25 protein-coding genes and 3 pseudogenes are annotated in these 25,276 nt (G+C 71.7%); 19 read left to right on the top strand and 9 right to left on the bottom strand.

The genetic code is table 11. The features are described from left to right. Window positions 1–8 precede the first annotated feature (8 nt). From FEF34_RS42710 to FEF34_RS41130, 8 genes and pseudogenes are all read left to right on the top strand, one after another. Window positions 9–273: pseudogene (locus tag FEF34_RS42710) on the top strand (potassium-transporting ATPase subunit KdpA); the annotation flags it as partial. A gap of 198 nt (window positions 274–471) precedes the next feature. Next, a complete protein-coding gene (locus FEF34_RS08610) occupies window positions 472–891 on the top strand; it encodes a cell division protein SepF (RefSeq protein WP_138052619.1) in 420 nt (139 codons plus the stop codon). A gap of 56 nt (window positions 892–947) precedes the next feature. Continuing rightward, window positions 948–2,087 (top strand): AAA family ATPase, encoded by a 1,140-nt coding sequence (locus FEF34_RS08605; RefSeq protein ID WP_138052618.1) that lies wholly within the window; start codon window positions 948–950, stop codon window positions 2,085–2,087. Beyond that, entirely contained in the window at window positions 2,084–2,455 is a 372-nt protein-coding gene (locus tag FEF34_RS08600; RefSeq protein ID WP_138052617.1) for a nucleotide pyrophosphohydrolase, read from the top strand. The genes FEF34_RS08605 and FEF34_RS08600 overlap by 4 nt, the downstream gene beginning before the upstream one ends. Window positions 2,456–2,580: 125 nt before the next feature. Beyond that, on the top strand, window positions 2,581–3,156 hold the full coding sequence (locus tag FEF34_RS08595; RefSeq protein WP_234042333.1) for a DUF6099 family protein: 576 nt from the start codon (window positions 2,581–2,583) through the stop codon (window positions 3,154–3,156). 356 nt (window positions 3,157–3,512) lie between these two features. Then, window positions 3,513–4,436 (top strand): LLM class F420-dependent oxidoreductase, encoded by a 924-nt coding sequence (locus tag FEF34_RS08590; RefSeq protein WP_138052615.1) that lies wholly within the window; start codon window positions 3,513–3,515, stop codon window positions 4,434–4,436. Window positions 4,437–4,483: 47 nt separating this feature from the next. Continuing rightward, window positions 4,484–5,398, top strand: a complete 915-nt coding sequence (gene mmuM / locus FEF34_RS08585) for a homocysteine S-methyltransferase (protein ID WP_138052614.1) — start codon at window positions 4,484–4,486, stop codon at window positions 5,396–5,398. A gap of 85 nt (window positions 5,399–5,483) precedes the next feature. Further along, on the top strand, window positions 5,484–5,624 hold the full coding sequence (locus tag FEF34_RS41130) for a hypothetical protein (protein WP_171052879.1): 141 nt from the start codon (window positions 5,484–5,486) through the stop codon (window positions 5,622–5,624). Between the two features lie 136 nt (window positions 5,625–5,760). On the opposite strand, the gene FEF34_RS08580 is transcribed toward FEF34_RS41130, so the two are convergent. Then, a complete protein-coding gene (locus FEF34_RS08580; RefSeq protein ID WP_138052613.1) occupies window positions 5,761–6,006 on the bottom strand; it encodes a hypothetical protein in 246 nt (81 codons plus the stop codon). Continuing rightward, the gene (locus FEF34_RS08575; RefSeq protein WP_138052612.1) at window positions 5,961–6,200 is read right to left on the bottom strand and encodes a hypothetical protein; all 240 of its coding nucleotides are present in this window, start codon (window positions 6,198–6,200) and stop codon (window positions 5,961–5,963) included. The genes FEF34_RS08580 and FEF34_RS08575 overlap by 46 nt, the downstream gene beginning before the upstream one ends. A gap of 154 nt (window positions 6,201–6,354) precedes the next feature. Here FEF34_RS08575 and FEF34_RS08570 point away from each other — a divergent pair, with 154 nt between their 5' ends. After that, complete coding sequence (locus tag FEF34_RS08570) at window positions 6,355–7,524, top strand: helix-turn-helix domain-containing protein (protein ID WP_138052611.1); 1,170 nt, start codon at window positions 6,355–6,357, stop codon at window positions 7,522–7,524. Window positions 7,525–7,534: 10 nt separating this feature from the next. Here FEF34_RS08570 and FEF34_RS41125 read toward each other — a convergent pair whose 3' ends face one another. Together FEF34_RS41125 and tnpA are read right to left on the bottom strand one after the other, a co-directional pair. Further along, on the bottom strand, window positions 7,535–7,672 hold the full coding sequence (locus FEF34_RS41125) for a hypothetical protein (RefSeq protein WP_171052878.1): 138 nt from the start codon (window positions 7,670–7,672) through the stop codon (window positions 7,535–7,537). 137 nt (window positions 7,673–7,809) lie between these two features. Beyond that, the gene (gene tnpA, locus FEF34_RS08565; RefSeq protein WP_138052610.1) at window positions 7,810–8,226 is read right to left on the bottom strand and encodes an IS200/IS605 family transposase; all 417 of its coding nucleotides are present in this window, start codon (window positions 8,224–8,226) and stop codon (window positions 7,810–7,812) included. A 26-nt stretch (window positions 8,227–8,252) separates the two neighbouring features. On the opposite strand from tnpA, the gene FEF34_RS08560 reads away from it, so the two are divergent. After that, window positions 8,253–9,455 (top strand): RNA-guided endonuclease InsQ/TnpB family protein, encoded by a 1,203-nt coding sequence (locus FEF34_RS08560; protein ID WP_138052609.1) that lies wholly within the window; start codon window positions 8,253–8,255, stop codon window positions 9,453–9,455. A gap of 77 nt (window positions 9,456–9,532) precedes the next feature. On the opposite strand, the gene FEF34_RS08555 is transcribed toward FEF34_RS08560, so the two are convergent. Further along, window positions 9,533–9,763 (bottom strand): hypothetical protein, encoded by a 231-nt coding sequence (locus FEF34_RS08555; protein WP_171052737.1) that lies wholly within the window; start codon window positions 9,761–9,763, stop codon window positions 9,533–9,535. A gap of 331 nt (window positions 9,764–10,094) precedes the next feature. Between FEF34_RS08555 and FEF34_RS44180 the strand changes: the two are divergent. The 4 genes and pseudogenes from FEF34_RS44180 to FEF34_RS41980 form a co-directional block, all read left to right on the top strand. Further along, window positions 10,095–10,217: pseudogene (locus FEF34_RS44180) on the top strand (hypothetical protein); the annotation flags it as partial. Window positions 10,218–10,674: 457 nt separating this feature from the next. Then, window positions 10,675–11,925: an arginine deiminase gene (locus FEF34_RS08545; protein ID WP_138052606.1), complete on the top strand. Its 1,251-nt coding sequence runs from the start codon at window positions 10,675–10,677 to the stop codon at window positions 11,923–11,925. 85 nt (window positions 11,926–12,010) lie between these two features. Next, window positions 12,011–13,018 (top strand): ornithine carbamoyltransferase, encoded by a 1,008-nt coding sequence (gene argF, locus FEF34_RS08540; protein WP_138052605.1) that lies wholly within the window; start codon window positions 12,011–12,013, stop codon window positions 13,016–13,018. Between the two features lie 93 nt (window positions 13,019–13,111). Then, entirely contained in the window at window positions 13,112–13,396 is a 285-nt protein-coding gene (locus FEF34_RS41980; protein WP_199800651.1) for a hypothetical protein, read from the top strand. Here FEF34_RS41980 and FEF34_RS08530 read toward each other — a convergent pair. Next, window positions 13,365–13,841: an ATP-binding protein gene (locus FEF34_RS08530; protein ID WP_407698266.1), complete on the bottom strand. Its 477-nt coding sequence runs from the start codon at window positions 13,839–13,841 to the stop codon at window positions 13,365–13,367. The two genes, FEF34_RS41980 and FEF34_RS08530, sit on opposite strands and share 32 nt — an antisense overlap. 234 nt (window positions 13,842–14,075) lie before the next feature. On the opposite strand from FEF34_RS08530, the gene FEF34_RS08525 reads away from it, so the two are divergent. Continuing rightward, window positions 14,076–14,903, top strand: a complete 828-nt coding sequence (locus tag FEF34_RS08525; RefSeq protein WP_138052604.1) for an enoyl-CoA hydratase family protein — start codon at window positions 14,076–14,078, stop codon at window positions 14,901–14,903. Further along, window positions 14,900–17,392 (top strand): bifunctional salicylyl-CoA 5-hydroxylase/oxidoreductase, encoded by a 2,493-nt coding sequence (locus FEF34_RS08520; RefSeq protein ID WP_234042332.1) that lies wholly within the window; start codon window positions 14,900–14,902, stop codon window positions 17,390–17,392. The genes FEF34_RS08525 and FEF34_RS08520 overlap by 4 nt, the downstream gene beginning before the upstream one ends. Window positions 17,393–17,587: 195 nt before the next feature. Here the strand turns inward: FEF34_RS08520 and FEF34_RS08515 are convergent, their stop codons facing one another. Together FEF34_RS08515 and FEF34_RS08510 are read right to left on the bottom strand one after the other, a co-directional pair. Then, complete coding sequence (locus FEF34_RS08515) at window positions 17,588–18,403, bottom strand: PaaX family transcriptional regulator (protein ID WP_138052603.1); 816 nt, start codon at window positions 18,401–18,403, stop codon at window positions 17,588–17,590. A gap of 4 nt (window positions 18,404–18,407) precedes the next feature. Then, entirely contained in the window at window positions 18,408–20,048 is a 1,641-nt protein-coding gene (locus FEF34_RS08510) for an AMP-binding protein (RefSeq protein ID WP_138052602.1), read from the bottom strand. Between the two features lie 145 nt (window positions 20,049–20,193). Between FEF34_RS08510 and FEF34_RS08505 the strand changes: the two genes are divergently transcribed. Beyond that, a complete protein-coding gene (locus tag FEF34_RS08505; RefSeq protein WP_138052601.1) occupies window positions 20,194–21,336 on the top strand; it encodes an acyl-CoA dehydrogenase family protein in 1,143 nt (380 codons plus the stop codon). Next, on the top strand, window positions 21,333–21,731 hold the full coding sequence (locus tag FEF34_RS08500; protein ID WP_138052600.1) for a RidA family protein: 399 nt from the start codon (window positions 21,333–21,335) through the stop codon (window positions 21,729–21,731). The genes FEF34_RS08505 and FEF34_RS08500 overlap by 4 nt, the downstream gene beginning before the upstream one ends. Window positions 21,732–21,758: 27 nt before the next feature. Here the strand turns inward: FEF34_RS08500 and FEF34_RS08495 are convergent. After that, window positions 21,759–22,436, bottom strand: a pseudogene (locus FEF34_RS08495) (M24 family metallopeptidase); the annotation flags it as partial. 403 nt (window positions 22,437–22,839) lie between these two features. On the opposite strand from FEF34_RS08495, the gene FEF34_RS08490 reads away from it, so the two are divergent. Continuing rightward, on the top strand, window positions 22,840–25,224 hold the full coding sequence (locus FEF34_RS08490) for a collagenase (RefSeq protein ID WP_234042331.1): 2,385 nt from the start codon (window positions 22,840–22,842) through the stop codon (window positions 25,222–25,224). Window positions 25,225–25,276: the final 52 nt, after the last annotated feature.

The raw sequence follows: 25,276 nt of genomic DNA, 5'->3' as shown, positions 1-25,276 counted from the left end.
AACGGCCCGACGGCGGGTCTTCCTCTGACTCGTCCGCCACGCTGACGTGGCCGGGCGCCGTGGACTCGTTCCACTCGTCCTGCACGGGCCCGGGCGGTGGGACCACCACTCGGCATGATGCTGGGCGAGATCGCCACCGGTGGTGCCGGGTCCGGCCGCTACGGCATCCTGATCACGGCGATCATCGCGGTGTTCGTCGCCGGGCCGATGGTCGGCCGCACGCCGGAGTACCCGGGCAAGGAGATCGGCACCCGCGAGATCAACCTCGCGGCCGCCGAAGCGGCTCGCCGACGGGTGACCCGCCGGACAACGCCGGCCCGGCGGCACACCGGGTGAACGGTGAACCCGCGGGCGACCGCCGGAAGCCTCCGCGGCCCGCCGCCGGAGCCGGTCCTCTCCCGTCCACGTGCGGGCGCGGACTCGTCCGTGTCGCTGTTGGGCCGAATGGGTGAGGGGCGCGAAGATGGTCGCATGAGCAGGTACGAGAGGTACGACGTCACCGACGAACAGTGGGAGGGCCTGGCCCAGGTCGTGCCGCTGCGGGGCCGCAACGAGTGGCCCTCACGCGTGGACCACCGCACGATCCCCCGCGCGCGCCTGGCCGCCGCCGCGCCCGGTGCCGAGGTGGAGCAGCGTCGGATGGTCGTCCTGCGCGTTCAGGTCTTCGCCGACGCCCGCGACGTCGCCGAGCACCTGATCTCCCGGGTTCCCGTCCTGCTCGACCTCACCAGTGCCGACGCCGAAGTCGCCAAGCGCATCCTCGACTTCAGCAGCGGCGTCGTCTTCGGTCTCGGCTGCGGGATGCACCGCGTCGACCGCAACGTGTTCCTGCTCGCGCCCGTCGGCACGGAGGTCGACGGTCTCGCGGCGGCGGCCGTCCCCCGTTCGTAGGAAGCGTCTGCCGAGGTAACGGTTCGGCGCGCCGGGCCCTGCGTAGCGTCCCCCGCATGGACGCACCAGCCATTCGCCCCACCGTCACCGAACTGCGACTCTCCTCCTTCGCCGCGCACCGGGGGAGTGTCCTGCCGCTCGGCCCCGTGACCCTCTTCGCCGGGCCGAGCGGCAGCGGCAAGTCGACCGCCCTGCGCGCGTACGAGGCCCTCGCCCGGCTCGGGGCCGGCGCCGCACTGGGCGAGGTCTTTCCCGATCCGGCGGGCTGCGTGCCCGAGGGCGCGGCACGTGACGAGCAGGGCCGGCGGGGCTTCAGGATCGGCTGCACGGCCGACGGTCCGGAGGGGCCCGTCCGGCTCGACCTCGCCGTGCAGGCCGAACCCGAACCGCGCATCGTCGGCGAGCGGTTGACCGCCCGCGGACGGACGCTGCTGAGCACCGCCCTGCGCGACCCCGGACGCTCGAGCGTCCAGGCCGCCTGGCACACCGCGGGCGGCGGCCGGGTCACCCGCGCACCGTTACCCGACGACCTGCTCGGCACCGCGCTCCTGCCGCTGCGGGTCGCCGGGACGACGGACGGGCAGCGGCAGGTGCTCGCGGCCGCCGAGCAGGTCGTGGTGGCGCTGCGGTCGGTGTTCCCCTGCGATCCGAGGCCCGAGCTGATGCGGGAGCCGGTGGCGCCGGGGGAGGGACGGCTGCGGAGCGGCTGCGACAACCTCGCCGCCGTGCTCCACCGCACCCGCCACGAGTGCACGCGCCGCCATGCGCGGCTGACGTCCGTCGCCCGTGCGGCATGCGCCGGCCCCGTCAGCGACGTCGGGGTCGAGCAGCTCGCCGACGGAACGGTCCGCGCGGTCCTCGGCCGGGACCCGGCGGACGGCGCTGCCGCCCGGGCGACCCCGCTCGGCCGTCTCGGCGACGGTGAACTGCGGTTCCTGGCGCTCGCCCTGGTCCTGCTGACCGGACCCGGAGTGCTGGCGGTCGACCAGGCGTCGGAGGTCCCGCGGGCGCTGCAGTCGTTGACCGTCCTCGCCGAGAACCTCGACCGCGCCCTGGACGCCGCCCAGTTCCGCGCCCTCCTCGCCCTGGCCGCGTCCGTCTGCGCCGACGGGCACCTCCGCCTGGTGGGGGAGGTGGGGGAGGCCGCGGCCGCCCGGGAGGTCCGGGGTGTGACGGTGGTAGACCTGGTGCGATGACGGAACTGGACGTGCGGGCGCTGCAGCGCAGACTGGCCGAGTTCGCCGCGGCGAGGAACTGGCGGCCCTACCACACACCGAAGAACCTGGCCGTGGCGCTGACGGTCGAGGCGGCGGAGCTCGTCGAGATCTTCCAGTGGCTCACGCCGGAGGAGTCGGCGCGGGTGATGGACGATCCCCGCAAGGCCCACCGGGTGGCCGACGAAGTCGCCGATGTGCTTGCGTATCTGCTCCAGTTCTGTGAGGTGGTCGGGATCGACGTGCTCCGGGCGCTGTCGGAGAAGATCGACCGGAACGAGCTCCGCTTCCCGCTGGCCGAACGGGCGTCCGACGGTCCGTCCGAACAGGATCGTCACTCTACGGAGTGACTGATCTTTCCCCAAGCGGCTACCTGTCCACAGATTTCCGAATTCCCCTGGCTTTTCGTCTGGAGCTCCTTCACTCTGGGTAGTGACTCAGTGGGCAGACAGTCGTACGAACGGGGGCGGCGTACATGGACGCGGAACGGCTCGTGGCAATCGGCAGGCGCGCACTCGCGGAGTGCCGCACGGCGCTCGACGTGGTGGCGGAGGCGTGGCAGACGCAGGCCCTCGCCCAGGCGATCGGAAGCCGGCTGGCGGTGAACGGACCGCAGGAGCTGAGAGGCGAGGCGCGCGGACTCAGCGAGGCAGGTGGCCGGGCCGGCATGCTCGCCGACCCGGCCGTCCTGCGCTCAGGCGGGCCGAGAGCCGCCCGGCTCACCGAAGTGGCTGATCCCAGGCGCTCGTTGGACGCGCTCGGGACCCTGCTCGGCGAGGTCGGCATAGCGCTCGTCGGCGTCGCCTGCGCCACGGACGAGGAGGGGCTCTACTGGCAGTGCATCGAGGCGATCGACGCCGCGGACGAGTCCAGCGACCGCGTCCGCGCCATGCTCCACCGCCTCTTCCTGTGCGAGCGCGACCGGGAGCGCCGAAGAGACCGCGACCTCGACCACTACCGGGAGCGGGGACGGGAAGGCGGCGGCGCCGGTGGTCGCGGGCTCGCCGCCCGCCGTCCGGATGCGGCGGAACCGACGGCGAGTCCGCCTTGAGCCGGAACGCCCCGCACCCCACTGACCGCGCACCCCCGGTCGCGCGCCCGCTCCGCCGCAGGTCCACTCCCGTGGACCGCGCGGTCGGCCCGCCCGGCGCACGCTGTCGGTGCGACCGGCCCGATGCGTGCGGACCGGCCCGATGCGTGCGGACCGGCCCGATGCGTGCGGACCGGCCCGATGCGTGCGGACCGGCCCGATGCGTGCGGACCGGCACGGCACGAGGCGTCCGGCGCGGCAGCACGGTCGCGGCCTGCGCGGCCCGTTCCGGCCGATCCGTTCCGGCCTGCGCGGCACGGCGCCGTGCGGCACGGCACGGTGAGGTTGAAGCACGGACCGAGGTGCAGGATGGATGTATGGACCTTCGAATCTTCACCGAGCCCCAGCAAGGCGCCTCCTACGACACCCTGCTCACCGTGGCCAGGGCCACCGAGGACCTGGGCTTCGACGCCTTCTTCCGCTCGGACCACTACCTCAGCATGGGATCGGCGGACGGCCTGCCCGGACCCACCGACGCCTGGATCACCCTGGCCGGCCTCGCCCGGGAGACCACGAGGATCAGGCTCGGCACCCTGATGACGGCCGGCACCTTCCGGCTGCCGGGTGTGCTCGCGATCCAGGTCGCGCAGGTCGACCAGATGTCCGGCGGCCGGGTCGAGCTCGGCCTCGGCGCCGGCTGGTTCGAGGAGGAGCACAGGGCGTACGGCATCCCCTTCCCCAAGGAGAAGTTCGCCCGGCTCGAGGAGCAACTGGCTATCGTCACCGGTCTGTGGAGCACCGACATCGGCAAGTCCTTCAGCTACGAAGGCCGGTACTACCAGCTGCAGGACTCCCCGGCGCTGCCCAAGCCCGCCCAGGACAGGGTCCCGGTGCTCATCGGCGGCCACGGCGCCATCCGCACCCCGCGCCTGGCCGCGCAGTACGCCGACGAGTTCAACATCCCGTTCGCGTCGCCGGAGGACACGGAGCGGCAGTTCGGACGGGTCCGCGCGGCCGCCGAGGAGGCCGGACGCTCCCCCGGCGACCTCGTCTACTCCAACGCCCTCGTCGTCTGCGTCGGCAGGGACGACGCGGAGGTCGCCCGACGCGCCGCCGCCATCGGCCGCGAGGTCGGCGAGCTGAAGGCCAACGGCCTCGCCGGCTCGCCCGCCGAAGTCGTCGACAAGCTCGGCCGCTACGCCGCTGCAGGGTCCTCCCGCGTCTACCTCCAGGTCCTCGACCTCGACGACCTCGACCACCTCGAGCTCATCTCCGCGCAGGTCCAGTCCCAGCTGAACTGAGGCCGACCGCCGTCCCGGACGCCCGACCACCGGAAGTGGGGCCACCCGTGAAGCCCGCCCGCAGCCTCGCCGCCGCCCTGGCCGGGGACGGTCCGCTCGTCCTCGACGGCGGACTGTCCAACCAGCTGGAAGCACAGGGCTGCGACCTGTCCGACGGCCTCTGGTCGGCACGGCTGCTCGCCGACGGTCCCGAACAGATCGAGGCCGCGCACACGGCGTATGTGCGGGCGGGCGCCCAGGTGCTCATCACCGCCAGCTACCAGGCCACGTACGAGGGGTTCGCCAGGCGCGGTGCCGGTCCGGACGAGGCGGCCGCGCTCCTCGCCCGCAGTGTGGCGCTCGCGCGCGCCGCGGGGGAGCGGACGACGCGGGAGGTGTGGGTGGCCGCCTCGGTGGGCCCGTACGGCGCGCTGCTCGCGGACGGCAGCGAGTACCGCGGCCGCTACGGACTCACGGTGCGGGAGCTGGAGGCATTCCACCGGCCCCGCATCGAGGCCCTGGCCCGAGCCGGCCCGGACGTGCTCGCCCTGGAGACCGTGCCGGACACCGACGAGGCCGCGGCCCTGCTGCGGGCCACGGCGGACACCGGCGTGCCGGTGTGGCTGTCCTACACGATCGAGGGCGGACGCACCCGCGCCGGCCAGGACCTCGCGGAGGCCTTCGCCCTCGCCGCCGGCCACGACCACGTGGTCGCCGTCGGCGTCAACTGCTGCGAGCCCGCCGACGTCGGCCCGGCCGTGGAGGTCGCCGCGCGCGAAACGGGCAGACCGGTCGTGGTCTACCCCAACAGCGGGGAGCGGTGGGACGCCAGGGCCCGTGCCTGGACCGGCGACATCGCCTTCGACCCGGCCCGGCTCTCCGACTGGGCCGCCGCGGGGGCCCGTCTGGCCGGTGGATGCTGCCGCGTCGGCCCGGACCGCATCGCCGCCCTGGCCGCGCGCACCCGGACGGCACGCCCCTGAGCCCGGCCCCGCAGGCACCCGCCGAGCGGCCGAAGGTCGGGGAAACCGCTGGTCGGGAGGGGACGAGTCGGTGATACTCGGACACGTGTTCCTGACGATCAGTACGACCGGCACCCCCGAGCGTCCCGCCATCGACCTGGGCGCTTCCTGCTGCACAAGCACCCCGGCAACCAGCGTGCAGCGGGAGAGCCGCCGCGAACTGGTCCAGCTAAGGGCTGTCCCGTAGTCCCCGGCGGGCGCACGACGGCAGCTGCGGCACCTCGCTGCGTTGCCGGATCGCCCGAATACGCCCAGTATGAGGACGACCCTCCGCCTTGCGATGCACCGCGTCTGACGCCGCGCTGATCCACCGGTGAAGCTGGTCAGGCGGAGTCCGGCTCACCGAGAAGGAGTTCGTCCCCGGCGGGGAAGCGCGCCGAACCACTCTCCTCCCAGGTGACCACGACGGCTAACCCGCCCATCGGACCGCGGGCGGTGGACGCCTCCTTGACGGTGCGCCACTCGCCCTCGTAGCCGATCACGTCGCCCGAGGTGATGAGGGCCGCGCGCTTGGTCGGAACGTCTAATGGTTCTCGACGGGTCGGATACGGGCCAAAGGCGTTTCCCATTCCATGCCACCCCCTTTGGGGCGCAGATACGCAGTCTGGCTGATGAGCTTCCTGCCCTCCTTGGTGTGCTCCTCGATCACGCCGACGAGTTCGCCGGTCCGCTCGTGCTGCGTGTCCTCGACGAGCGTTCCGTGCGGGTACGGCAGCTCGCCGTGGCTGAGCGTCGTCGGTGGCTTCTCGTATGTCTGTGCCATGCCCCCTCGTCCCACCCGGGCATACGTGTGTCACCCAAGAGAACTGCCGCTGTGCAAGCCGAACTTGCACACCTCTTGCACAACACCAGGGCGAGGCGGTGGCCACGGTGGGACGATGGGACGTAACGGAAGTCGAGCGGGGAAGACGCAAAGGATGAGCGCGACCAGGATTCCCGGACCCGGTGCGAACGTGGCCGTCTGCCGCAAGGCACGTGGCCTGAGCCAGGTTGCCCTTGCCCGACGGGCGGGTGTGTCGGTCTCGCTCCTCAGCAAGATCGAGGTGGGCGACCGCGCGCTGACGCAGGGCATCGCCGCAGCCTTCGCGCAAGCCATGCGGATGACCCTTGACGAGCTGCTCGGTACGGCCCCGGTCGAGGGCGCCGACGAGAACAGCCTTACCGCCCTCAACTACGCCATCCGGCGGTTCGACATCCCCGACGGCCCTCCGCCTCACCCCGAGGACCTGCCGCGCGAGCTAGCCGGGCTGAACGAGCACCGCTACCGGACCGAGCTGTCCGCCGTGTTGCAGAAGACGCCGGGCGTGCTGACCCGGGCGACCAACTTCGCCCACGCCACCCGGTCGCCCGACGCCTGGACGCGCGTTGCCGACACGTACTCGGTCGTGTACTGGCTGGCCGCCCGGCACCGCTGGATGCACCTCGCCGAGCTGGCCGTCATGAAACAGAGGCTGGCCGCCGAACGGGCGAACCCGATCGCTGCCACGGTGGCCGCGAGGGACGAGGCCGGAACCTTCCTCAATTCCGGCGACTTCGCGGGCGGGCTGGCCATCGTGGACCGCGCGATCGTGGAAGCCGAGACCACCCTGCACGGTCGTGACCGCGCCTTCGGATTGGGCATTCTGCACCTGCGTGGGCTGACGCTGGCCGGACGCCTGAAGGACAAGGCCACCGCCGGGCAGCATATCGAGGCCGCGTGGAGCACGGCCGAGGAGTACGGCGAGGACGCCGACGAGCATGGCATCCACTTCGGGCCCGACCAGACGGCCACGCACGTCATCTCGACGTACTCCGACATGGACCAGCACCGCACCGCGCTGGACACCGCCGACGACCTGATCCGGGGCGGCACGGACCTCCCAGCCACCCGCATCGGTCCCCTCCACATGAACCTCAGCAGGTCGCATCTCGCCCTCGGTGACCGTGACGCCGCCCTCGAGTCGCTCGAAGAGGCGTGGGACGTCGCGCCCGAGATGGCCCGGGTTCACCCCACGTCTCAGGAATTGATGCGCGTCTTGACCTCGCTGCACCGCCGGAGCAACCCGCGATTGACCCGGCTGGCCAAGCGCGCGGGCGTGCCCTTCTGACCTCAGCGCTTCATGGCATCTCTCCGGAAGGGCCTCCGCCACCGCTCCAGCTGAACGGCACCTTGAGGTTGGCCTCGGCGAGGATCGCCACGGTTGGCCGCTCCTCGATCAGGTCGGCGTTCTCGCTCAGCGTCTTGATCTGCTCCAACTTCTCTTCGGCCTTCCGGGCCGCCTCAGGGTCGGCACGGGCGACGTTGTCGAAGTCACGCTACCGGGACTAATCGCAGTGCTCCCCCGTTTACGGGGGGGGGTGAAGCGATTCTCAGTGCTGTTCTGACGCGCGGACTAGAGCGGACGATTCTGCTGCTCGATGTACTGACGGACAATCGACAGTGGAGCCCCGTCGACTGGCCCGGCGAAGTAGGAGCCGGACCACAGGTGCTGTGCCCGCCAGTTGTGCCGGATCAGCTCTGGGTACTCCTGGCGGAGCCTGCGTGAGCTGACGCCCTTGAGGCTGTTGACCAGCTTGGAGATGGCGACCTTGGGTGGGAAGTTCACCAGTAGGTGCACGTGGTTGGTCTCGCCGTTGAACTCGACCAGCTCGGTTTCGAAGTCCTCGCAGACGCTGCGCATGATCTCCTCCATGCGCTTCAAGTGGGCGTTGGTGAAGACGTTGTGCCGGTACTTCGTCACGAAGACCAAGTGCACGTGCATGACGAACGTGCAGTGTCTACCAGTGCGGATGTTCTGATACTCGGCCATAAACCGACTGTAGTACGATCGTTGGCATGCGGCTCAGGTACTCCTTCCGCGTGTACCCGAACGCTCCTCAGCGCACGGCGTTGGCGAAGGCGTTCGGGTGTGCCCGCGTGGTCTGGAACGACGGGCTGTGTCTGCGCCAGGACGCCTACAAGCAGGGCGCCGAGCGGCCGAAGGCGGCGGAGCTGTCGAAGCGGTTGGTCACCGAGGCGAAGAAGACCGAGGAACGGGCCTGGCTGTCCGAGGTGTCGGCCGTGGTCCTCCAGCAGTCCCTGCGGGACCTGGAGACCGCCTACTCCAACTTCTTCGCGTCGAAGAACGGCACCCGCAAGGGTCCGAAGACGGGGCCGCCGAAGTTCAAGAAGAAGACCAGCCGCCAGGCGATCCGGTTCACCACGAACGCTCGCTTCTCCGTGACCGCTGACGGCAAGCTCCGCCTGCCGAAGATCGGTGACGTGGAAGTCCGCTGGTCCCGAGACCTTCCCTCCGCTCCGTCGTCCGTGACGATCATCAAGGACGCAGCCGGCAGGTACTTCGCCAGCTTCGTCGTGGAGGCCGAGGGCAAGCCGCTGCCGGAGCTGGACCTGGACGACACCGAGACCGGTATCGACCTGGGCCTGTCGACCTACGCGGTCCTGCGCGGCCGGAAGATCAGCTCGCCGAAGTTCTTCCGCCGCCAGGCCGAGAAGCTCAAGCGGGCTCAGCGCAAGCTGTCCCGAGCCCGGAAAGGCTCGAACAACCGTCGCAAGGCCAAGCTCGCCGTAGCGAAGATCCACGCACGCATCGCCGACCAGCGACGCGACTTCATCGAGCAGGAAACCACCAAGATCACGCGCGAGAGCCAAGCCGTGTACCTGGAAGACCTGAACGTGAAGGGCATGGGGACCGCCAAGGGCAAGCGCGGCAAGTCCGTCCACGACCAGTCGCTCAGCATGTTCGCCCGCACCCTCGAAGCCAAATGCGCACGGTACGGACGCACCTTCGCCAAGGCCTCCCGCTGGTTCCCCAGCACGCAACTGTGCTCCGCCTGCGGGTCGATCGAGGGGCCGAAGGGACTGGAAGGACTCAAGGTCCGGAACTGGGTGTGCTCCTGCGGGGCAGCCCACAACCGGGACGAGAACGCAGAACTCAACCTCCGCCGTGAAGGACGGCGCATCGTGGCCGAGGGACGCCCGGACACGCAAAACGCCTGCGGAGCCCACGTAAGACCCGGCACGCCGGGCAGCGGGTGATGAAACAGGAACCACCCGCGACCGCCGTCCAACAACGACGGCCCGGTGGGAATCTCCCCCGTTCACGGGGGAGAGCGTCAATCACTGACAGCCTTCATCCACACCGTGAACCCGGTCAGCGCCAGGTCATCAAGCGCCTGGACGGCCGTCGACCCGAACATCGACAGCTGTGCTCGGAGTGGACCGAGATCCTTGAGTTCCTGCTCTGCGTCGAAGACTTGGGACGATGTCGTTCGTTTGGCGAGGAAGTCCCGGCGGGCGAACCCCATGGCCCGACGCGATTTCAACAACTCGACGTACGTATCCATCCGGCGGTCCCACACCTTGTGCCGACGGTCGCGGGCACGGGGCAGCAGGTGCGTGAGTAGTACGGCGGATGTGGAATTCGGGAGACTGGAAATGGCCGCCAAGACCGCGCAGACCGAGACCACCGTCGAGCTGAACGCCTGCACCTGCTCGCAGTTCGCCACCGCCGACGGCCGCACCACCGGTTGCCGGGCGACCACGAAGCGGCTGTTCGCTCGCAGCCATGACGCCAAGCTGAAGTCCTTCGTGATCAAGGTGGGGGCGGACGGTACCGAGGTCATCCGTGCGATGGACGGCGTCGTCAGCCCGGCCGACGCCCTGACCCACGCCGCGAAGTACGCGCTCGCCCTGGAGGCCCTCGACCGTCTCGCCGGCGGTGAGCCGCTGTGGCGCGTCCACGAGGCCGTGTTCGCGGTGCTCGCGCTGGAGTCGGAGCCGGTCGACCCCCGGCTGTAGACCGGCCCGAGGCGGACCCGGAGCCGTGCGGTCGCCGTGCCGGAGCATACGGGGAGGCACTGTCGGTGCCTCCCCGTACGGTGGGACCACCCGCTCCGGGCAGGCTCTTCGGGACGGCGTACGGGCGGGTGGGCACCGTGTGCGCAGTGGGACGGCGAGGGGGGACGGCGTGGGGGAAAGGACCACCACCGGGTCCGGTGCCGGTCCGGGCGACCGGAGGAGATGCGGCGCCCCAGCCACGGCCCGTGGGTGGTCGCGTCCGCGTCACCCACCGCTGGCGGGCCCCACGGCCCGCGTACCGCTCCGGGGCCGGGGAGCCGGAGCGGGCCGGCGGGGCGCCGCTCGTCGCCGGGCCCGCTGCCGAGGAGCGTCCGGCTGCCGTGCGGCGCGGGATACGGCAGCGGACGGTCCGGGCGTTCGCCGGGTGAAGTGCCCTCCGGACGGCCAGGATGGAGGCATGGGATTCCATGTCGACTCCGAGACCGGGCGGCTGCGCCGGGTCGTTCTGCACCGGCCGGATCTGGAGCTGAAGAGGCTCACGCCCAGCAACAAGGACGCGCTGCTCTTCGACGACCTGCTCTGGGTCCGGCGCGCCCGCCAGGAGCACGACGGCTTCGCCGACGTGCTGCGCGACCGGGGCGTCGCCGTCCATCTCTTCGGCGACCTGCTGCGCGAGTCGCTGGAGATCCCGGCGGCGCGCAAGCTCGTGCTGGACCGGGTCTTCGACGAGAAGGAGTACGGTCCGCTCGCCACGGACCATCTGCGGGCCGCCTTCGACGAGATGGACACCCGGCGGCTCGCCGAAGCGCTCATCGGGGGCATGACGAAGCGGGAGTTCCTCGCCGGCCACTCCGAGCCGTCGTCGGTCCGCTTCCACGTGATGGACCTCGACGACTTCCTCCTCGGCCCCCTGCCCAATCACATCTTCACCCGCGACACCTCCGCCTGGATCTACGACGGCGTCTCCATCAACGCCATGCGCTGGCCCGCCCGTCAGCGCGAGACCGTGCACTTCGAGGCGATCTACAAGCACCATCCGCTGTTCACAGGCCCCGAGGCGGGCGAGTTCCACCACTGGTCCGAGGGCCAGGACGACTACCCGTCCACGATCGAGGGCGGCGACGTCCTCGTCATCGGCAACGGGGCCGTGCTCATCGGCATGAGCGAGCGCACCACCCCGCAGGCCGTGGAGATGCTCGCCCGGGGGCTGTTCGCCGCCGGCTCGGCCCGGACGATCGTCGCGCTCGACATGCCCAAGCGCCGTGCGTTCATGCACCTGGACACGGTGATGACGATGGTGGACCACGACACGTTCACGCAGTATGCGGGCCTCGGCATGCTGCGCTCGTACACGATCGAGCCGGCGGGGGGCGACCGGGCCGTGTCCCTGCGGGTCACCGACCATCCGCCGGAACACATGCACAGCGCCATCGCGGCGGCTCTCGGGCTGAAGGACATCCGTGTGCTCACCGCGACGCAGGACGTGCACTCGGCGGAACGGGAGCAGTGGGACGACGGCTGCAACGTCCTCGCCGTGGAGCCCGGCGTGGTCGTGGCCTACGACCGCAATGTGACGACCAACACGCATCTGCGCAAGCAGGGGATCGAGGTGATCGAGATCCCGGGGAGCGAACTCGGCCGGGGCCGGGGCGGCCCCCGCTGCATGAGCTGTCCCGTGGAGCGGGACGCCGTCCAGCCGGGCACCTGACGCCACCACCCGACCCGGTCGTATAGCAATACGGGAGTGTGTATAGAATTCCATTGTCCCGTTCGCGATCCAGGAGCAGCCGACCATGGCGACACAACTCGAAGGCCGCCACTTCCTCAAGGAGCTCGACTTCACGGCCGAGGAGTTCCGCGGCCTCGTCGACCTGGCCGCCGGGCTCAAGGCCGCCAAGCGGGCCGGCGCCGAGGTGCCGCGTCTGCGCGGGAAGAACGTCGCGCTGATCTTCGAGAAGACGTCCACCCGCACCCGCTGTGCCTTCGAGGTCGCGGCCGCCGACCAGGGGGCGTCGACGACGTATCTCGACCCGGCCGCGTCCCAGCTGGGGCACAAGGAGTCGGTCAGGGACACCGCGCGCGTGCTCGGCCGGATGTTCGACGGTATCGAGTACCGGGGGGAGAGCCAGGCGGCCGTCGAGGAGCTCGCCGCGTACGCCGGGGTCCCGGTGTTCAACGGGCTCACCGACGACTGGCACCCCACCCAGATGCTCGCCGACGTGCTCACCATGACCGAGCACACCGACAAGCCCCTCGCCTCGATAGCCCTGGCCTACCTCGGCGACGCCCGCTTCAACATGGGCAACTCCTACCTCGTCACCGGAGCCCTGCTCGGCATGGACGTGCGGATCGTCGCCCCCAAGGCCTACTGGCCCGCCGACGCCGTCGTCGCCGCGGCCCGCGCGGCCGCGGAGGCCAGCGGGGCGGCGATCACCCTGACCGAGGACATCGCCGAGGGCGTTGCCGGCGCGGATTTCATCGCCACTGACGTCTGGGTCTCCATGGGCGAGCCCAAGGAGGTGTGGGACGAGCGCATCGCGGCCCTCGCCCCCTACGCCGTGACCATGGACGTCCTGCGCGCCACCGGCAACCAGGACGTCAAGTTCCTCCACTGCCTGCCCGCCTTCCATGACCTGGGCACCCGCATCGGCCGCGAGCTCCACGAACGGCACGGCCTCACCGAGCTCGAGGTCAGCGACGAGGTCTTCGAGTCCCCTCACTCGGTCGTCTTCGACGAGGCCGAGAACCGGATGCACACGATCAAGGCCGTCCTCGTGGCGACCATGGCCGCGGCCGGATAGCCGTACCCGCGCTCGGGGCGTATGCGGCTCCGCGGCTGGCATCTCTCCCGTTCAGGAGGGGTCCGGGCTCACAGGGCCCGGACCTCGTCGCGTTTGCACGACCCCGCATCCCCGCACCCCGGCACCGCGACCTCGTTCCGCGTGCCGCTGTACCTCCTCGGCCTCGTGCTCGGCGTGCTGTTCTGCCTCTGTCCGATGTGGGGCACCGGCTGGACGACCTGGCTCCGGTTCGCCGTCTTCCTCGCCGCCGGCGCCCTGGTGTACGGCCTCCACGGCCGCCGCAACTCGCGCCTCGCCGGCACCGGAGCCACCCCCTCCGGGACGGCGGACGAGATGAGCGCCGAGGTCACGCCTGAGCGGGAGCACCGGGGAGTCTGAACCAGACGGCCTTTCCCCGCGCGGTCGGACGGTGTCCGCACGCCGCGCTCAGCATGCGCACCAGCAGCAGCCCGCGGCCGTGCTCCTGCCACGGGTCGGGCACCGGGTGCGGGGGAGGGCCGGACAGGGAACCGGGCGGGGACGGGTCGGGGTCGTGCACCTCGACCCGGCAGCCCTCCGGCAGCAGCTCCACCGCCAGCTCGATCGGGGTGACGCCGCCGGTGTGCTCGACGGCATTGGCGACCAGCTCCGCCGTGAGCAGCTCCGCCGTGTCGCGGTCGGCCCCGTCCTCGACGTCCGCCAGGGCCGTGCGCACCAGCGCGCGGGCGATCGGCACCGCCGCGGTGGTGTGCGGCAGCGCGATCCGCCAGAGGGCGGTGACCGCGGCGGCGGGGGCGGTTCCGGGGGAGTGGGGCAAGGCTCTGATTCCGATCACGGCCCGCATGCGGCCGGCACTGCGTCTGGTAGTGGGTTCAACCTTACGAGACGGAATCTTGGGCGACGGCATGCCCCGGTCGCTCCGCCGGGAGCCGTGCCACACCCGTGACGGGCCCTGCGCCGAGCCGCAACGCACCCGCGAGTTATCGCGGCCTCGTGACGGAAGTCACGAAGAAGTGATAAATTCGGGTGGCAGGCAGACGTGGGACGAGACGCGCCCACCGAAGGAGGCCACACGTCCATGAGCCCCTTTCCCAGCTCCGCATCCCGTACCGAGCAGTGGCGCCACATCCGCCTGACCAGGCAGGACGGCATCGCCACCGTCACCCTCGACCGACCGGAGAAGCTCAACGCGCTCACCTTCGGCGCCTACGCCGACCTGCGCGACCTGCTCGCGGAACTCTCCCGGGAACGCTCCGTGCGCGCCCTGGTCCTCGCCGGCGAGGGCCGCGGCTTCTGCTCCGGCGGCGACGTCGACGACATCATCGGTGCCACCCTCGCCATGGACACCGCCCAGCTCCTCGACTTCAACCGGATGACCGGCCAGGTCGTGCGCGCCCTCCGCGAATGCCCCTTCCCCGTGATCGCCGCGGTCCACGGTGCCGCCGCCGGCGCCGGGGCCGTCCTCGCCCTCGCCGCCGACTTCCGCGTCGCCGACCCCACCGCCCGGTTCTCCTACCTCTTCACCAAGGTCGGGCTCTCCGGCGGAGACATGGGCGCCGCGTATCTGCTTCCTCGCGTCGTCGGCCTCGGCCACGCCACCCGGCTGCTGATGCTCGGCGAACCCGTCCGCGCCGCAGAGGCCGAACGCATCGGACTCATCAGCGAACTCACCGAGGAGGGCCAGGCCGACAAGGCCGCCGCTGACCTCGCCCGCCGCCTCGCCGACGGCCCCGCCCTCGCCCACGCCCAGACCAAGGCGCTGCTCACCGCGGAACTCGACATGCCGCTCGCAGCCTCGGTCGAACTGGACGCCGCTACCCAAGCCCTGCTGATGAACGGCGAGGACTACGCCGAGTTCCACGCCGCCTTCAGCGAGAAGCGCGCCCCGAACTGGCAGGGACGATGACCCCGCCGCCGCCCCGTACCCCCGACGCCGCGCTCCCGTCCGGCACCGCCCCCGAAGCGCCGCCCCCGGGGGTATCGGGCACGCCCGGCGCCCCGGACGCCCCCCGCCTCCTCCCGGGCCCCGACCGGACACCGCGCCGGAGCGCCCCCCTGCGTGTCGCCGTCGTCGGCGGCGGCCCCGGCGGCCTCTACGCCGCCGCCCTCCTCAAACGCCTCGACCCCGCACGCGACATCACCGTCTGGGAACGCAACGCCCCCGACGACACCTTCGGCTTCGGAGTCGTCCTCTCCGACGAGACGCTCGGCGGCATCGAACACGCCGACCCCACCGTCCACCGCGCACTCCAGCGCGCATTCGTCCGCTGGGACGACATCGACATCGTCCGCCGCGGCCACACCCTCACCTCCGGCGGACACGGATTCGCCGCACTCGGCCGCCACACCCTCCTGCGCGTCCTCCACGACCGCTGCCGGGATCTCGGCGTGAAACTCCGTTTCCGCACCCCGGCCCCACCCGCGGCCGAACTCGCCGCCCATCACGACCTCGTCATCGCCGCCGACGGCGTCAACAGCACCACCCGCACCGCGCACGCCGACGTCTTCCGCCCCCGCATCACCACCCACCGCTGCCGCTACATCTGGCTCGCCGCCGACTTCGCCCTCGACGCCTTCCGCTTCGACATCGCCGAGACCGAACACGGCGTCATGCAGCTCCACGGCTACCCCTTCGAGCGCCCGGAACCCGGCCCTCACCAGCAGACCGAACACCCCGGCGAGCCCCGCACGACCGGAGCATCCACCGTCATCGTCGAAATGGGCGAAGAGGTCTGGCGCGCCGCCGGACTCGACGCATGCGACGAGCAGCAGTCCGCGGAACGCTGCGCCAAGATCTTCGCCGAGGCCCTCGGCGGCCGCCCCCTCCGCGGTAACAACTCCGCCTGGACCGCCTTCCGCACCGTCGTCAACGAACGCTGGTCCCACGGCGACACCGTCCTCCTGGGCGACGCCGCGCACACCGCGCACTTCTCCATCGGCTCCGGCACCAAACTGGCCGTCGAGGACGCACTCGCCCTCGCCGCCTGCATCGATGAACACCCCGGCCTCCCCGACGCCCTCGCCGCCTACGAGGCCGAACGCCGCCCCGTCGTCGAATCGACCCAGCGCGCCGCCGCCGCAAGCCTCCGCTGGTTCGAGGACCTCCACACCTACCTCGACCAGCCACCCCGCCAGTTCGCCTTCAACCTCCTCACCCGCAGCCGCCGCGTCACCCACGACAACCTCCGGCTGCGCGACCCCGCCTTCACCCGCACCGTCGAGGACGACTTCGGATGCCCGCCCGGCACCCCGCCCATGTTCACGCCCCTGCGGCTGCGCCGGCTGACCCTGCGCAACCGCGTGGTCGTCTCACCCATGGACATGTACTCCGCCGCCGACGGCAACCCCGGCGACCTCCACCTCGTCCACCTCGGCGCCCGCGCCCTCGGCGGAGCCGGACTCGTCATGACCGAGATGGTCTGCGTCAGCGCCGAAGGCCGTATCACCCCCGGCTGCGCCGGCCTCTACACCGACGCGCACGCCACCGCCTGGCGCCGCGTCACCGACTTCGTCCACGGGCAGGCACCCGGCACCGCGATCGGCGTCCAACTCGGGCACTCCGGCCGCAAAGGGTCGACCCGGCTCATGTGGGAAGGCATCGACCAGCCCCTGCCCGACGGCAACTGGCCCCTCGTCGCCGCCTCACCCCTCCCGTACCGGCCCGGCGTCAACCAGACCCCGCACCAGCTCGACCGCGCCGGACTGACCCTCGTCCGCGACCAGTTCGCCGCCGCCGCCCGCCGCGCCGCCGACAGCGGATTCGACCTCCTCGAACTCCACTGCGCCCACGGCTACCTCCTCTCCGGCTTCCTCTCCCCCCTCACCAACCACCGCACCGACGCCTACGGAGGCAGCCTCGCCAACCGCCTCCGCTACCCCCTCGAAGTCTTCGACACCGTCCGCGGCGTCTGGCCCGACGACCGGCCCATGACCGTCCGGATCTCCGCCACCGACTGGGCCGCCGGAGGCACCACCGCCGACGACGCCGTGGAGATCGCCCGCGCCTTCGTCGCCCACGGCGCCGACGCCATCGACGTCTCCACCGGCCAGGTCGTCCCCGACGAACGCCCCGAGTACGGCCGCTCCTACCAGACCCCCTACGCCGACCGCATCCGCAACACCCTCCGCGTCCCCGTCATCGCCGTCGGCGCGATCTCCTCCTGGGACGACGTCAACTCCCTCCTCCTCGCCGGCCGCACCGACCTCTGCGCCCTGGCCAGGCCCCACCTGTACGACCCCCACTGGACGCTCCACGCCGCCGCCGAGCAGAGCTACGACGGGCCCGCCGCGCCCTGGCCCGCGCCCTACCGGGCCGGCAGCCGCACACCCCCGACCGGCCGCACCGACGCCCCCAAGCCGCGCCTCACCCTCACCGGGGCACCGACGAAGCCGTGACCCACCGGGGTCCGGGCGCGGACGAGACCGGCACCCGTACCGTGAACGCCCGGCGCCCGTACCGCGATCGAGACCGGCGCCCGTACCGTAAACGCCCGACGCCCGACGCGGCCGGACCCGGCCCGTCAGGACCGGCGCCCGCGCGAGGCCCGTCCGGCGACGGCGCCGAACCACCCCCCGGCTACCGCGGACCGCTCACACGCCGTCGGGCCGGACGTACCCCGCGCCCGCGTCCCGCAGCCGCTCGTGCAACCCCGAGAACACCTCCGCCGAACGCCCGCCCGGCCAGTCCTGCGGCAACAGCTCCGCCGGCAGCCCCGGATCCGCGTACGGAAGCCGGCGCCACGAATCCAGCGCCAGGAGGTAGTCCCGGTACGCCTCCTCCGCCGGCGTCGCCCCACGCGACTCCCAGGCCCGCAGCACCGGACCGTGCGCGTCCAGGAACTCCTCGTGCTGCTTGGCCACCCCCGCCAGGTCCCACCAGCGACCCACGGCCTCGGCCGTCGCAGCGAACCCCAGATGCTCGCCCCGGAACAGGTCCACGTACGGATCCAGCTGCAGCCGCCGCAGGGTGTGACGCGTCTCCTCGTAGAAGCGCGCCGGCGCGATCCACACCCCCGGAGCCGCCGTGCCGAACCCCAGCCGGCCGAGACGCGACCGCAGCAGATGCCGCTTGTGCCGCTCCGCCTCCGGCACCGAGAACACCGCCAGCACCCAGCCGTCCGACAGCAGTGCCGCACGGCGGCCGTAGATGCGTTCGTCACCGTCGTCCAGCAGCTGCCGCGCGTCGGCCGACAGGGCGTAGCCCGCGGCCCCGGCCCCCGTCCGCTGCGGGACGAGCAGACCCCGCCGCTTCAGCCGCGACACCGACGAACGCACCGAAGGGGCGTCCACGCCCACCGCCCCCAGCAGCCGGATCAGCTCCGCCACCGCGAACGGCCCCGCCGACTCGCGTCCGTACGCGCCGTACAGGGTGACGATCAGGGAACGGGGAGTGTGCTGCTCGGCCACGTGATCACTCTAGGCCCCGCAACCTGAACCGCTGCAGCTTCCCCGTCGGCGTGCGCGGCAGCGCGTCCATGAAGACGATCGCCCGCGGGCACTTGTACGGCACCAGACGCGTCTTCACGAACTCCCGCAGCGCCTCGGCACCCGCCTCGTCGCGCGCGGCACCGTCCCGCACCACCACGTACGCCACCACGATCTGGCCCCGCAGCTCGTCGGCACGGCCGACCACCGCCGCCTCCACCACATCCGGATGCGCGAGCAGGGCGTCCTCCACCTCCGGGCCCGCGATGTTGTACCCCGCCGAGATGATCATGTCGTCGGCGCGGGACACATAGCGGAACCACCCGTCCGGTTCCCGTACGTACATGTCACCTGTCAGGTTCCAGCCGTTCCGCACGTACAAGCCCTGTCGCGGATCCGACAGATACCGGCAGCCCACCGGCCCCCGCACCGCCAGCAGCCCCGGCTCACCGTCCGGCACCGGCTCCCCCGAGTCCCCGTCCACCACCCGCGCCTTCCAGCCCGGGACCGGAACGCCCGTCGTCCCAGGCCGGATGTCCCCGTCCGCCGCCGAGACGAAGATGTGCAGCAGCTCCGTCGCCCCGATGCCGTTGATGATCCGCAGCCCCGTCCGCTCCCGCCACGCCTGCCACGTCGCGGCCGGCAGGTTCTCCCCGGCGGACACGCAGCGCCGCAGCGAGGAGACGTCGTGGCCGCCGACACCGTCCAGCATCACCCGGTACGCCGTCGGTGCGGTGAACAGCACCGACACCCGGTGCTCGGCGATCGCCGGCAGCAACTGACCCGGTCCCGCCTGCTCCAGCAGCAGCGCCGACGCCCCCGCCCGCAGCGGGAACACCACCAGACCGCCCAGACCGAACGTGAAACCGAGCGGAGGGCTCCCCGCGAACACGTCGTCCGGCGACGGCCGCAGCACCCGCGCCGAGAACGTGTCGGCCACGGCCAGCACATCCCGGTGGAAGTGCATGCACCCCTTCGGCCGCCCCGTCGTCCCGCTCGTGAACGCGATCAGCGCCACGTCGTCCGCCGCCGTCTCCACCGCCCGGAACACGGCCGGACTGCCCTCCGTCCGCCGCAGCAGATCGTCGGGCCCGTCCCCGCCGAACGCGGTGACCCGCAGCCCGGGCACCTCCGCCTTCACCAGATCGTCCACGGAGCGGACATCGCACAACGCATGCGTCACCTGTGCGATGTCACACATGACGGCCAGCTCCCGGGCCCGCTGCTGGGCGAGGACCGTCACCGCCACCCCGCCCGCCTTCATCACCGCGAGCCAGCACGCGGCGAGCCACGGCGTCGTCGGGCCCCGCAGCAGTACCCGGTTGCCGGGCACCACACCCAGCTCACCGGTCAGCACATGCGCGATCCGGTCGACCCGCTCACGCAGTTCCCCGTACGTCCAGACGGCGCCCGTACCGTCCCGGAACGCGGGACGGCCGGCCCCGTGACGCCCGATCGTGGTGTCGAGCAACTCCCCGCCGCAGTTGAGCCGCTCCGGATACCGCAGCTCCGGCAGATCGAACAGCAACCGCGGCCACTGCTCCGGGGGCGGCAGATGGTCCCGCGCGAACGTGTCGTGATGAGCCGAAGGAGTCAGCTCCGGGCCGGCCGAGGGTGTCAGCACCATTTCGCCCCCTTGTCGTGGTGGGGTCGCGCAACGAGCGTAGCGTGATGGTGACGACAGTCAACGGTCCGCGATAGCCTGCTTGGCGAGGTCGCCGCGCAACCGCGCCACCCGCCCCGTCATCCGGCCGCAGGAAGTGGGGAATCGGATGCCCGCATTCTCGCTCGAACCGGCACAGACCGCCTGGTGCGCCGAACTGCGCATCCTGGCCGCCGAACGACTGCGCCCCCTCGCCGACAAGGGCGAGCCCGGCCGTGTCAACCGGCCGCTCCTCACCGCTCTCGGTGAACTCGGCCTCCTGGCACGGCTCTTCACTGCCGGCGCACTCGACCTCTGCCTGATGCGCGAATCCCTCGCCCACGGCTGCACCGAGGCCGAGACCGCACTCGCCCTCCAGGGGCTCGGCGCCCATCCGCTCCACCGATCGGGCACCCCCGCCCAGCGCGACCGCTGGCTGCCCGCCGTCGCCGCGGGCCGCGCCGTCGCCGCGTTCGCCCTCAGCGAGCCGGACGCCGGCTCCGACGCCGCCGCGCTCGCCCTCCACGCCGCAGCCGAACCGCACGGCCAGGGCTGGCGCCTCACCGGCGAGAAACTCTGGATCTCCAACGCCCCCGAGGCCGACTTCTGCACCGTCTTCGCCCGCACGGGTGAAGCCCCCGGTGCCCGCGGCATCACCGCCTTCCTCGTCCCCGCCGACCGCCCCGGCCTCACCGGCCGCCCCCTCGACATGCTCTCCCCCCACCCGATCGGCGCCCTCACCTTCGACGGCGTCCCCGTCAACCGCGACGACGTCCTCGGCACCCCCGGCGCCGGCTTCCGCGTCGCCATGGACACCCTCAACCTCTTCCGGCCCAGCGTCGGCGCCTTCGCCGTCGGCATGGCCCAGGCCGCACTCGACGCCACCCTCCACCACACCGCACACCGCAACGCCTTCGGCGGCCCCCTCAAGAACCTCCAGGCCGTCTCCCACCAGGCAGCCGACATGGCCACCCGGACCGAAGCCGCCCGGCTCCTCGTCCATGCCGCCGCCTGCGCCTACGACGCCGGTGCCCCCGACGTGCCACGCCGCTCCGCCATGGCCAAACTGTTCGCGACCGAGACCGCCCAGTACGTCGTCGACACCGCGGTACAACTCCACGGCGCACGCGCACTGCAGCGCGGCCATCTGCTCGAACACCTCTACCGGGAAGTGCGCGCCCCGCGCATCTACGAAGGCGCCAGCGAGGTCCAGCGCGGCATCATCGCCAGGGAGCTGTACGCCACCGCCGGCACCGAGGAGACCACCCGATGAGCCTCGAACGGATCAACCCGCCCGGGCTGTCACCCGCCGGTGGCTTCTCCCACGCCGTCGCCGCCACCGGCTCCCGCCTGGTCTTCCTCGCCGGCCAGACCGCGCTCGACGCCGACGGCAAGGTGACCGGCGGCGGGCTCGTCGAGCAGTTCGAAACCGCCCTCACCAACCTCCTCGCCGCCCTCGCCGCGGCCGGCGGCACCCCCCATGACCTCGCCCGCGTCACCGTGTACGCCACCGACGTCGCCGACTACCGCCGCCACGCCGGCGAACTCGGCCGCATCTGGCACCGGCACGCCGGCCGCGACTACCCCGCCATGGCGGTCATCGGCGCCGTACGCCTCTGGGACGAGCAAGCCCTCGTCGAACTCGACGGATTCGCCGTACTGCCCTGACCCGGTCGACACGCGGCCCGCCCGCCGTCAGCCCGCCAGCAGTGAACCCGTCCACTCCTCGACGGCCTCCGGCACCCGCGGCAGCGCCCCCGACATCAGTCGCGCCCCGTCCGCCGTCACCACCAGGTCGTCCTCGATGCGCACCCCGATCCCACGCAACTCGGCGGGCAGCGTCCCGTCGTCGGGCTGGAAGTACAGACCCGGCTCCACCGTCGGCACCTGCCCCTCCTCCAGCACCTCGTCGAGATACTCCGCGGCACGCGCCCGGGCGCAGTCGTGGACGTCGAGCCCGAGCATGTGGCCGCTGCTGCACAGCGTGTACCTGCGATGGAGGTCGCCCTCCCGGTCCTTCAGCACCCCCCAGTCCGCCAGACCCTCCGCGATCACACCCATGCAGGCGCGGTGGAAGTCACGGAACCGGCTTCCCGGCCGCAGCGCCGCCATGCCCGCCTCCTGTGCGGCGAGGACGAGTTCGTACACCCGCCGCCGCACGGGGGAGAAGCGGCCGGACAACGGGAGCGTGCGCGTGACGTCCGCCGTGTAGAGGGTGTCCGTCTCCACACCCGCGTCGAGCAGCAGCAGCTCTGACGGGTCGAGTCGGCCGTCGTCGCGGGTCCAGTGCAGCACGCACGCGTGCGCCCCTGACGCGGCGATGGTCTCGTAGCCCGTACCGTTGCCCTCCAACCGGGCCCGCAGCCCGAACACGCAGCCGCTCACCGGGGAAGCGCGCCGAGAGCCGGGCCCGCCGGGCCGGCGTCACGTCACGGGCCGCGACGCGAGCATCGCCGGGCAGCGGCCCCTCCGCCCAGCCCTCGGTCATGAACGCCGCCAACTCCGTGGAAACCGGCAGGTCGTGGCTGCCGGTACGGGGGCGCTGGGGGAGGGGGCGCTGCCGGCCATCTCGTCTCCTCGAGTCTGCGGATCCGTGAACCCTCGAATCCGCGCATACGAAACGGTGCTGAGGGGTTGTCAGTGCAATTTCACATTACTATGTTACGGGTCACATCGCGCAGCTTCGATTACGGCCAATCCCCGCGTATTTCAACGGAGTTCGCGATCACCGCACCGCTGACTCACCCCCCAGCCACCTCCCACACAGGAGACACCGGTGTCCCAACCCCGACCCACCCTGTCCCGATCCCGCAGACCCCTGCTCGCCGCAGCGGTCGCCGTCGCCCTCCTCGCTCCGCTCGGCCAGGCCGCGCACGCCGGTGCCGCCGCCCCCGGCGATCCCGCGGCCCGTCCCGCCCCCGCCGCCTTCACCGGCCGTCCCGCCCCCGCCGCACCCGCCGCTCGCGGCGCGAACCCCCACGACGAGGTCGACCGCCTCGCGCGCGCCCCCAAACCCGCCGCAGCCCCCGCCCCCGCTCCGGGAGGCCTCGCCCAGGGCCGCACCCCCGGCCGCCGGAGCGCCGCTTCCGCCCGTACCGACGCGGCCCGGAGCGGCGGCACCCGCACCGCCGCCGGCGTCCCCTGCACCCTCGACGGCCTCACCGGCCTGGGCCCCCGGCAGCTCGCCGACTTCCTCGCCGACCCCGCCGTCACCGCCGACGGCTGCCTCTCCGGCCTCATCTGGGACTGGGACGCCCGCCTCACCCCGGTCATGTCCGACACGCATGTGCAGGCCGTGGGCCGGCGCATATCCTCACTCGCCGCCACGCACAACGGCACCAACGGCACACACCTGCTGGAGATGTTCACCTTCCTCCATGCCGTCGCCTACCACGACTTCTCGCGCCCCGAGATCGACATCACCGACATCCCGACCACCGAGGTCCTGCGACGCGCGGTCAACGACTTCGGTACCGCAGCCCGCACCTTCGACGTCACCCGGACCAACGCCGAGACCCTCCGGGAGGCGCTCTACACCGCCAGCGCCCCCGGCCTGCGGCACAGCCAGCTCGGGCTGGTCAAGAAGGTCCTCGCCACGATGGGCAAGTACCACAAGGGTCAATACGACGACGCCTCCTGGGGCGGCGCGGCACTCGCCGCCCTCTCCGTCAACTACCTCGGCGTCTACCCGGGCAACAAGGACACCGCCTTCCACAACGTCGTCACGGGGAACGTCTCGTACCGCGCCGCCTTCCGCGCCTTCGCCGGCCACACCCACCTCAAGGGCACCGTCAACGAGTGGGTCGTTCGCGACGCGCTGAGCGAGTACGGCCGCTTCGGCCAGATCGCCGCACTCAACGGCGGCATCGTCCCCGACCTCGGCGTCCTGCTGCCCGTCACCCGTGCCAACTTCGGCAACGGCAGCCGCTCCTGGGCCTCGCTCGTCTCCTGGCTCATCTTCTACGGGGCGTGCAAGCCCCACGCGGTCTGCAAGGACGACATCGAGCGGCGGATATTCCCCAACACCTTCACCTACGACAACGGTGCCATCAAGGTCCGCAGCGGCCTCGACCGCGCCACCGTCGACCAGCTCTACTACGCGAGCAAGCAGGTCAAGGCACAGTTCCACCGGGTGCTCGGCACCGAGGCCCCGCTCGCCGGGGACACCAACACCTCACTCGACATCGTGCTCTACGCCTCCCGCGCCGACTACGAGGTCTACCACCCCCTCCTCACGGGCATGGGCACCGACAACGGCGGCATCTACATCGAACGCGGCGCCACGTTCTACACCTACCAGCGCAGGGTCCCGCAGGACTCCTCGCTCACCCTCGAGGAACTCTTCCGGCACGAGTACGTCCACTATCTCAACGGGCGCTGGGCGGTGCCCGGGTACTTCGGCGAAGGCCCCTGGTACAGCGGCGACCGCACCACCGCCATGGACGAGGGCACGGCCGAGTTCTTCGACGGCGCCACCCGCGACGACGGAATAGCCGTCCGCAGGTCCCTCGTCCAGGGCGTCATAGACGACACCGCCGGCGGCGGCCCCCGGATGACCGTGAACCAGCTCCTGCACGCCACCTACGACGGAGACGGCTTCCGCTTCTACGACTACGCGGGGACCTTCTTCGAGTTCCTGTGGACCGAACGGCCGTCCCTGCTGCGGGAGATGTACGGCCTGCTACGGGCGGACGACCCTGCGGGCTTCGACTCCTGGCGTGGCCGGCACGGCGGCGACCCGGCACTCCAGCGCGCCTACGACGCGTTCCTCGACGCGCAGATCGCCAGGGTGGACGAGCTGTTCGTGCCCAACACCACCTACATCCCCAACGACCGGCTCAGGGACGCCTCGGCCGAAGCGGTCCGCGTCTCCTTCGCCGCCGCCACCCAGTCCCGTCCCGTCTGCGCGGAGAACGGCGACCCCGGAAAGCGGCGCTTCACCTGCACCGGCCGGATCACCGCCAACCTCACCGACTCCGCCTCCCCGGACCTCGTCTTCAAGGACATGTCCGAGACCGTCGACTACTTCATCCTCGACCGCGCCGGAGTCGCCTCCACCAATCTCGCCGACATGAACTGCTCCTTCGGGCCGGTCGAGATCTGGGCCAACGGACGTGCCGGTACGTCCACTTACCGCTGCGAAGGGCCCCTGCGCAGCTGAGCCGGGCGGGGACGGGGCCGTTCCCGCGATTCCCTTCCCGGCAACACGGCAA

It is taken from the genome of Streptomyces marianii (genome assembly GCF_005795905.1).
GTDB classification, from domain to species: Bacteria; Actinomycetota; Actinomycetes; order Streptomycetales; family Streptomycetaceae; genus Streptomyces; species Streptomyces marianii.
This window is presented reverse-complemented; position numbering and strand designations above follow the sequence as displayed.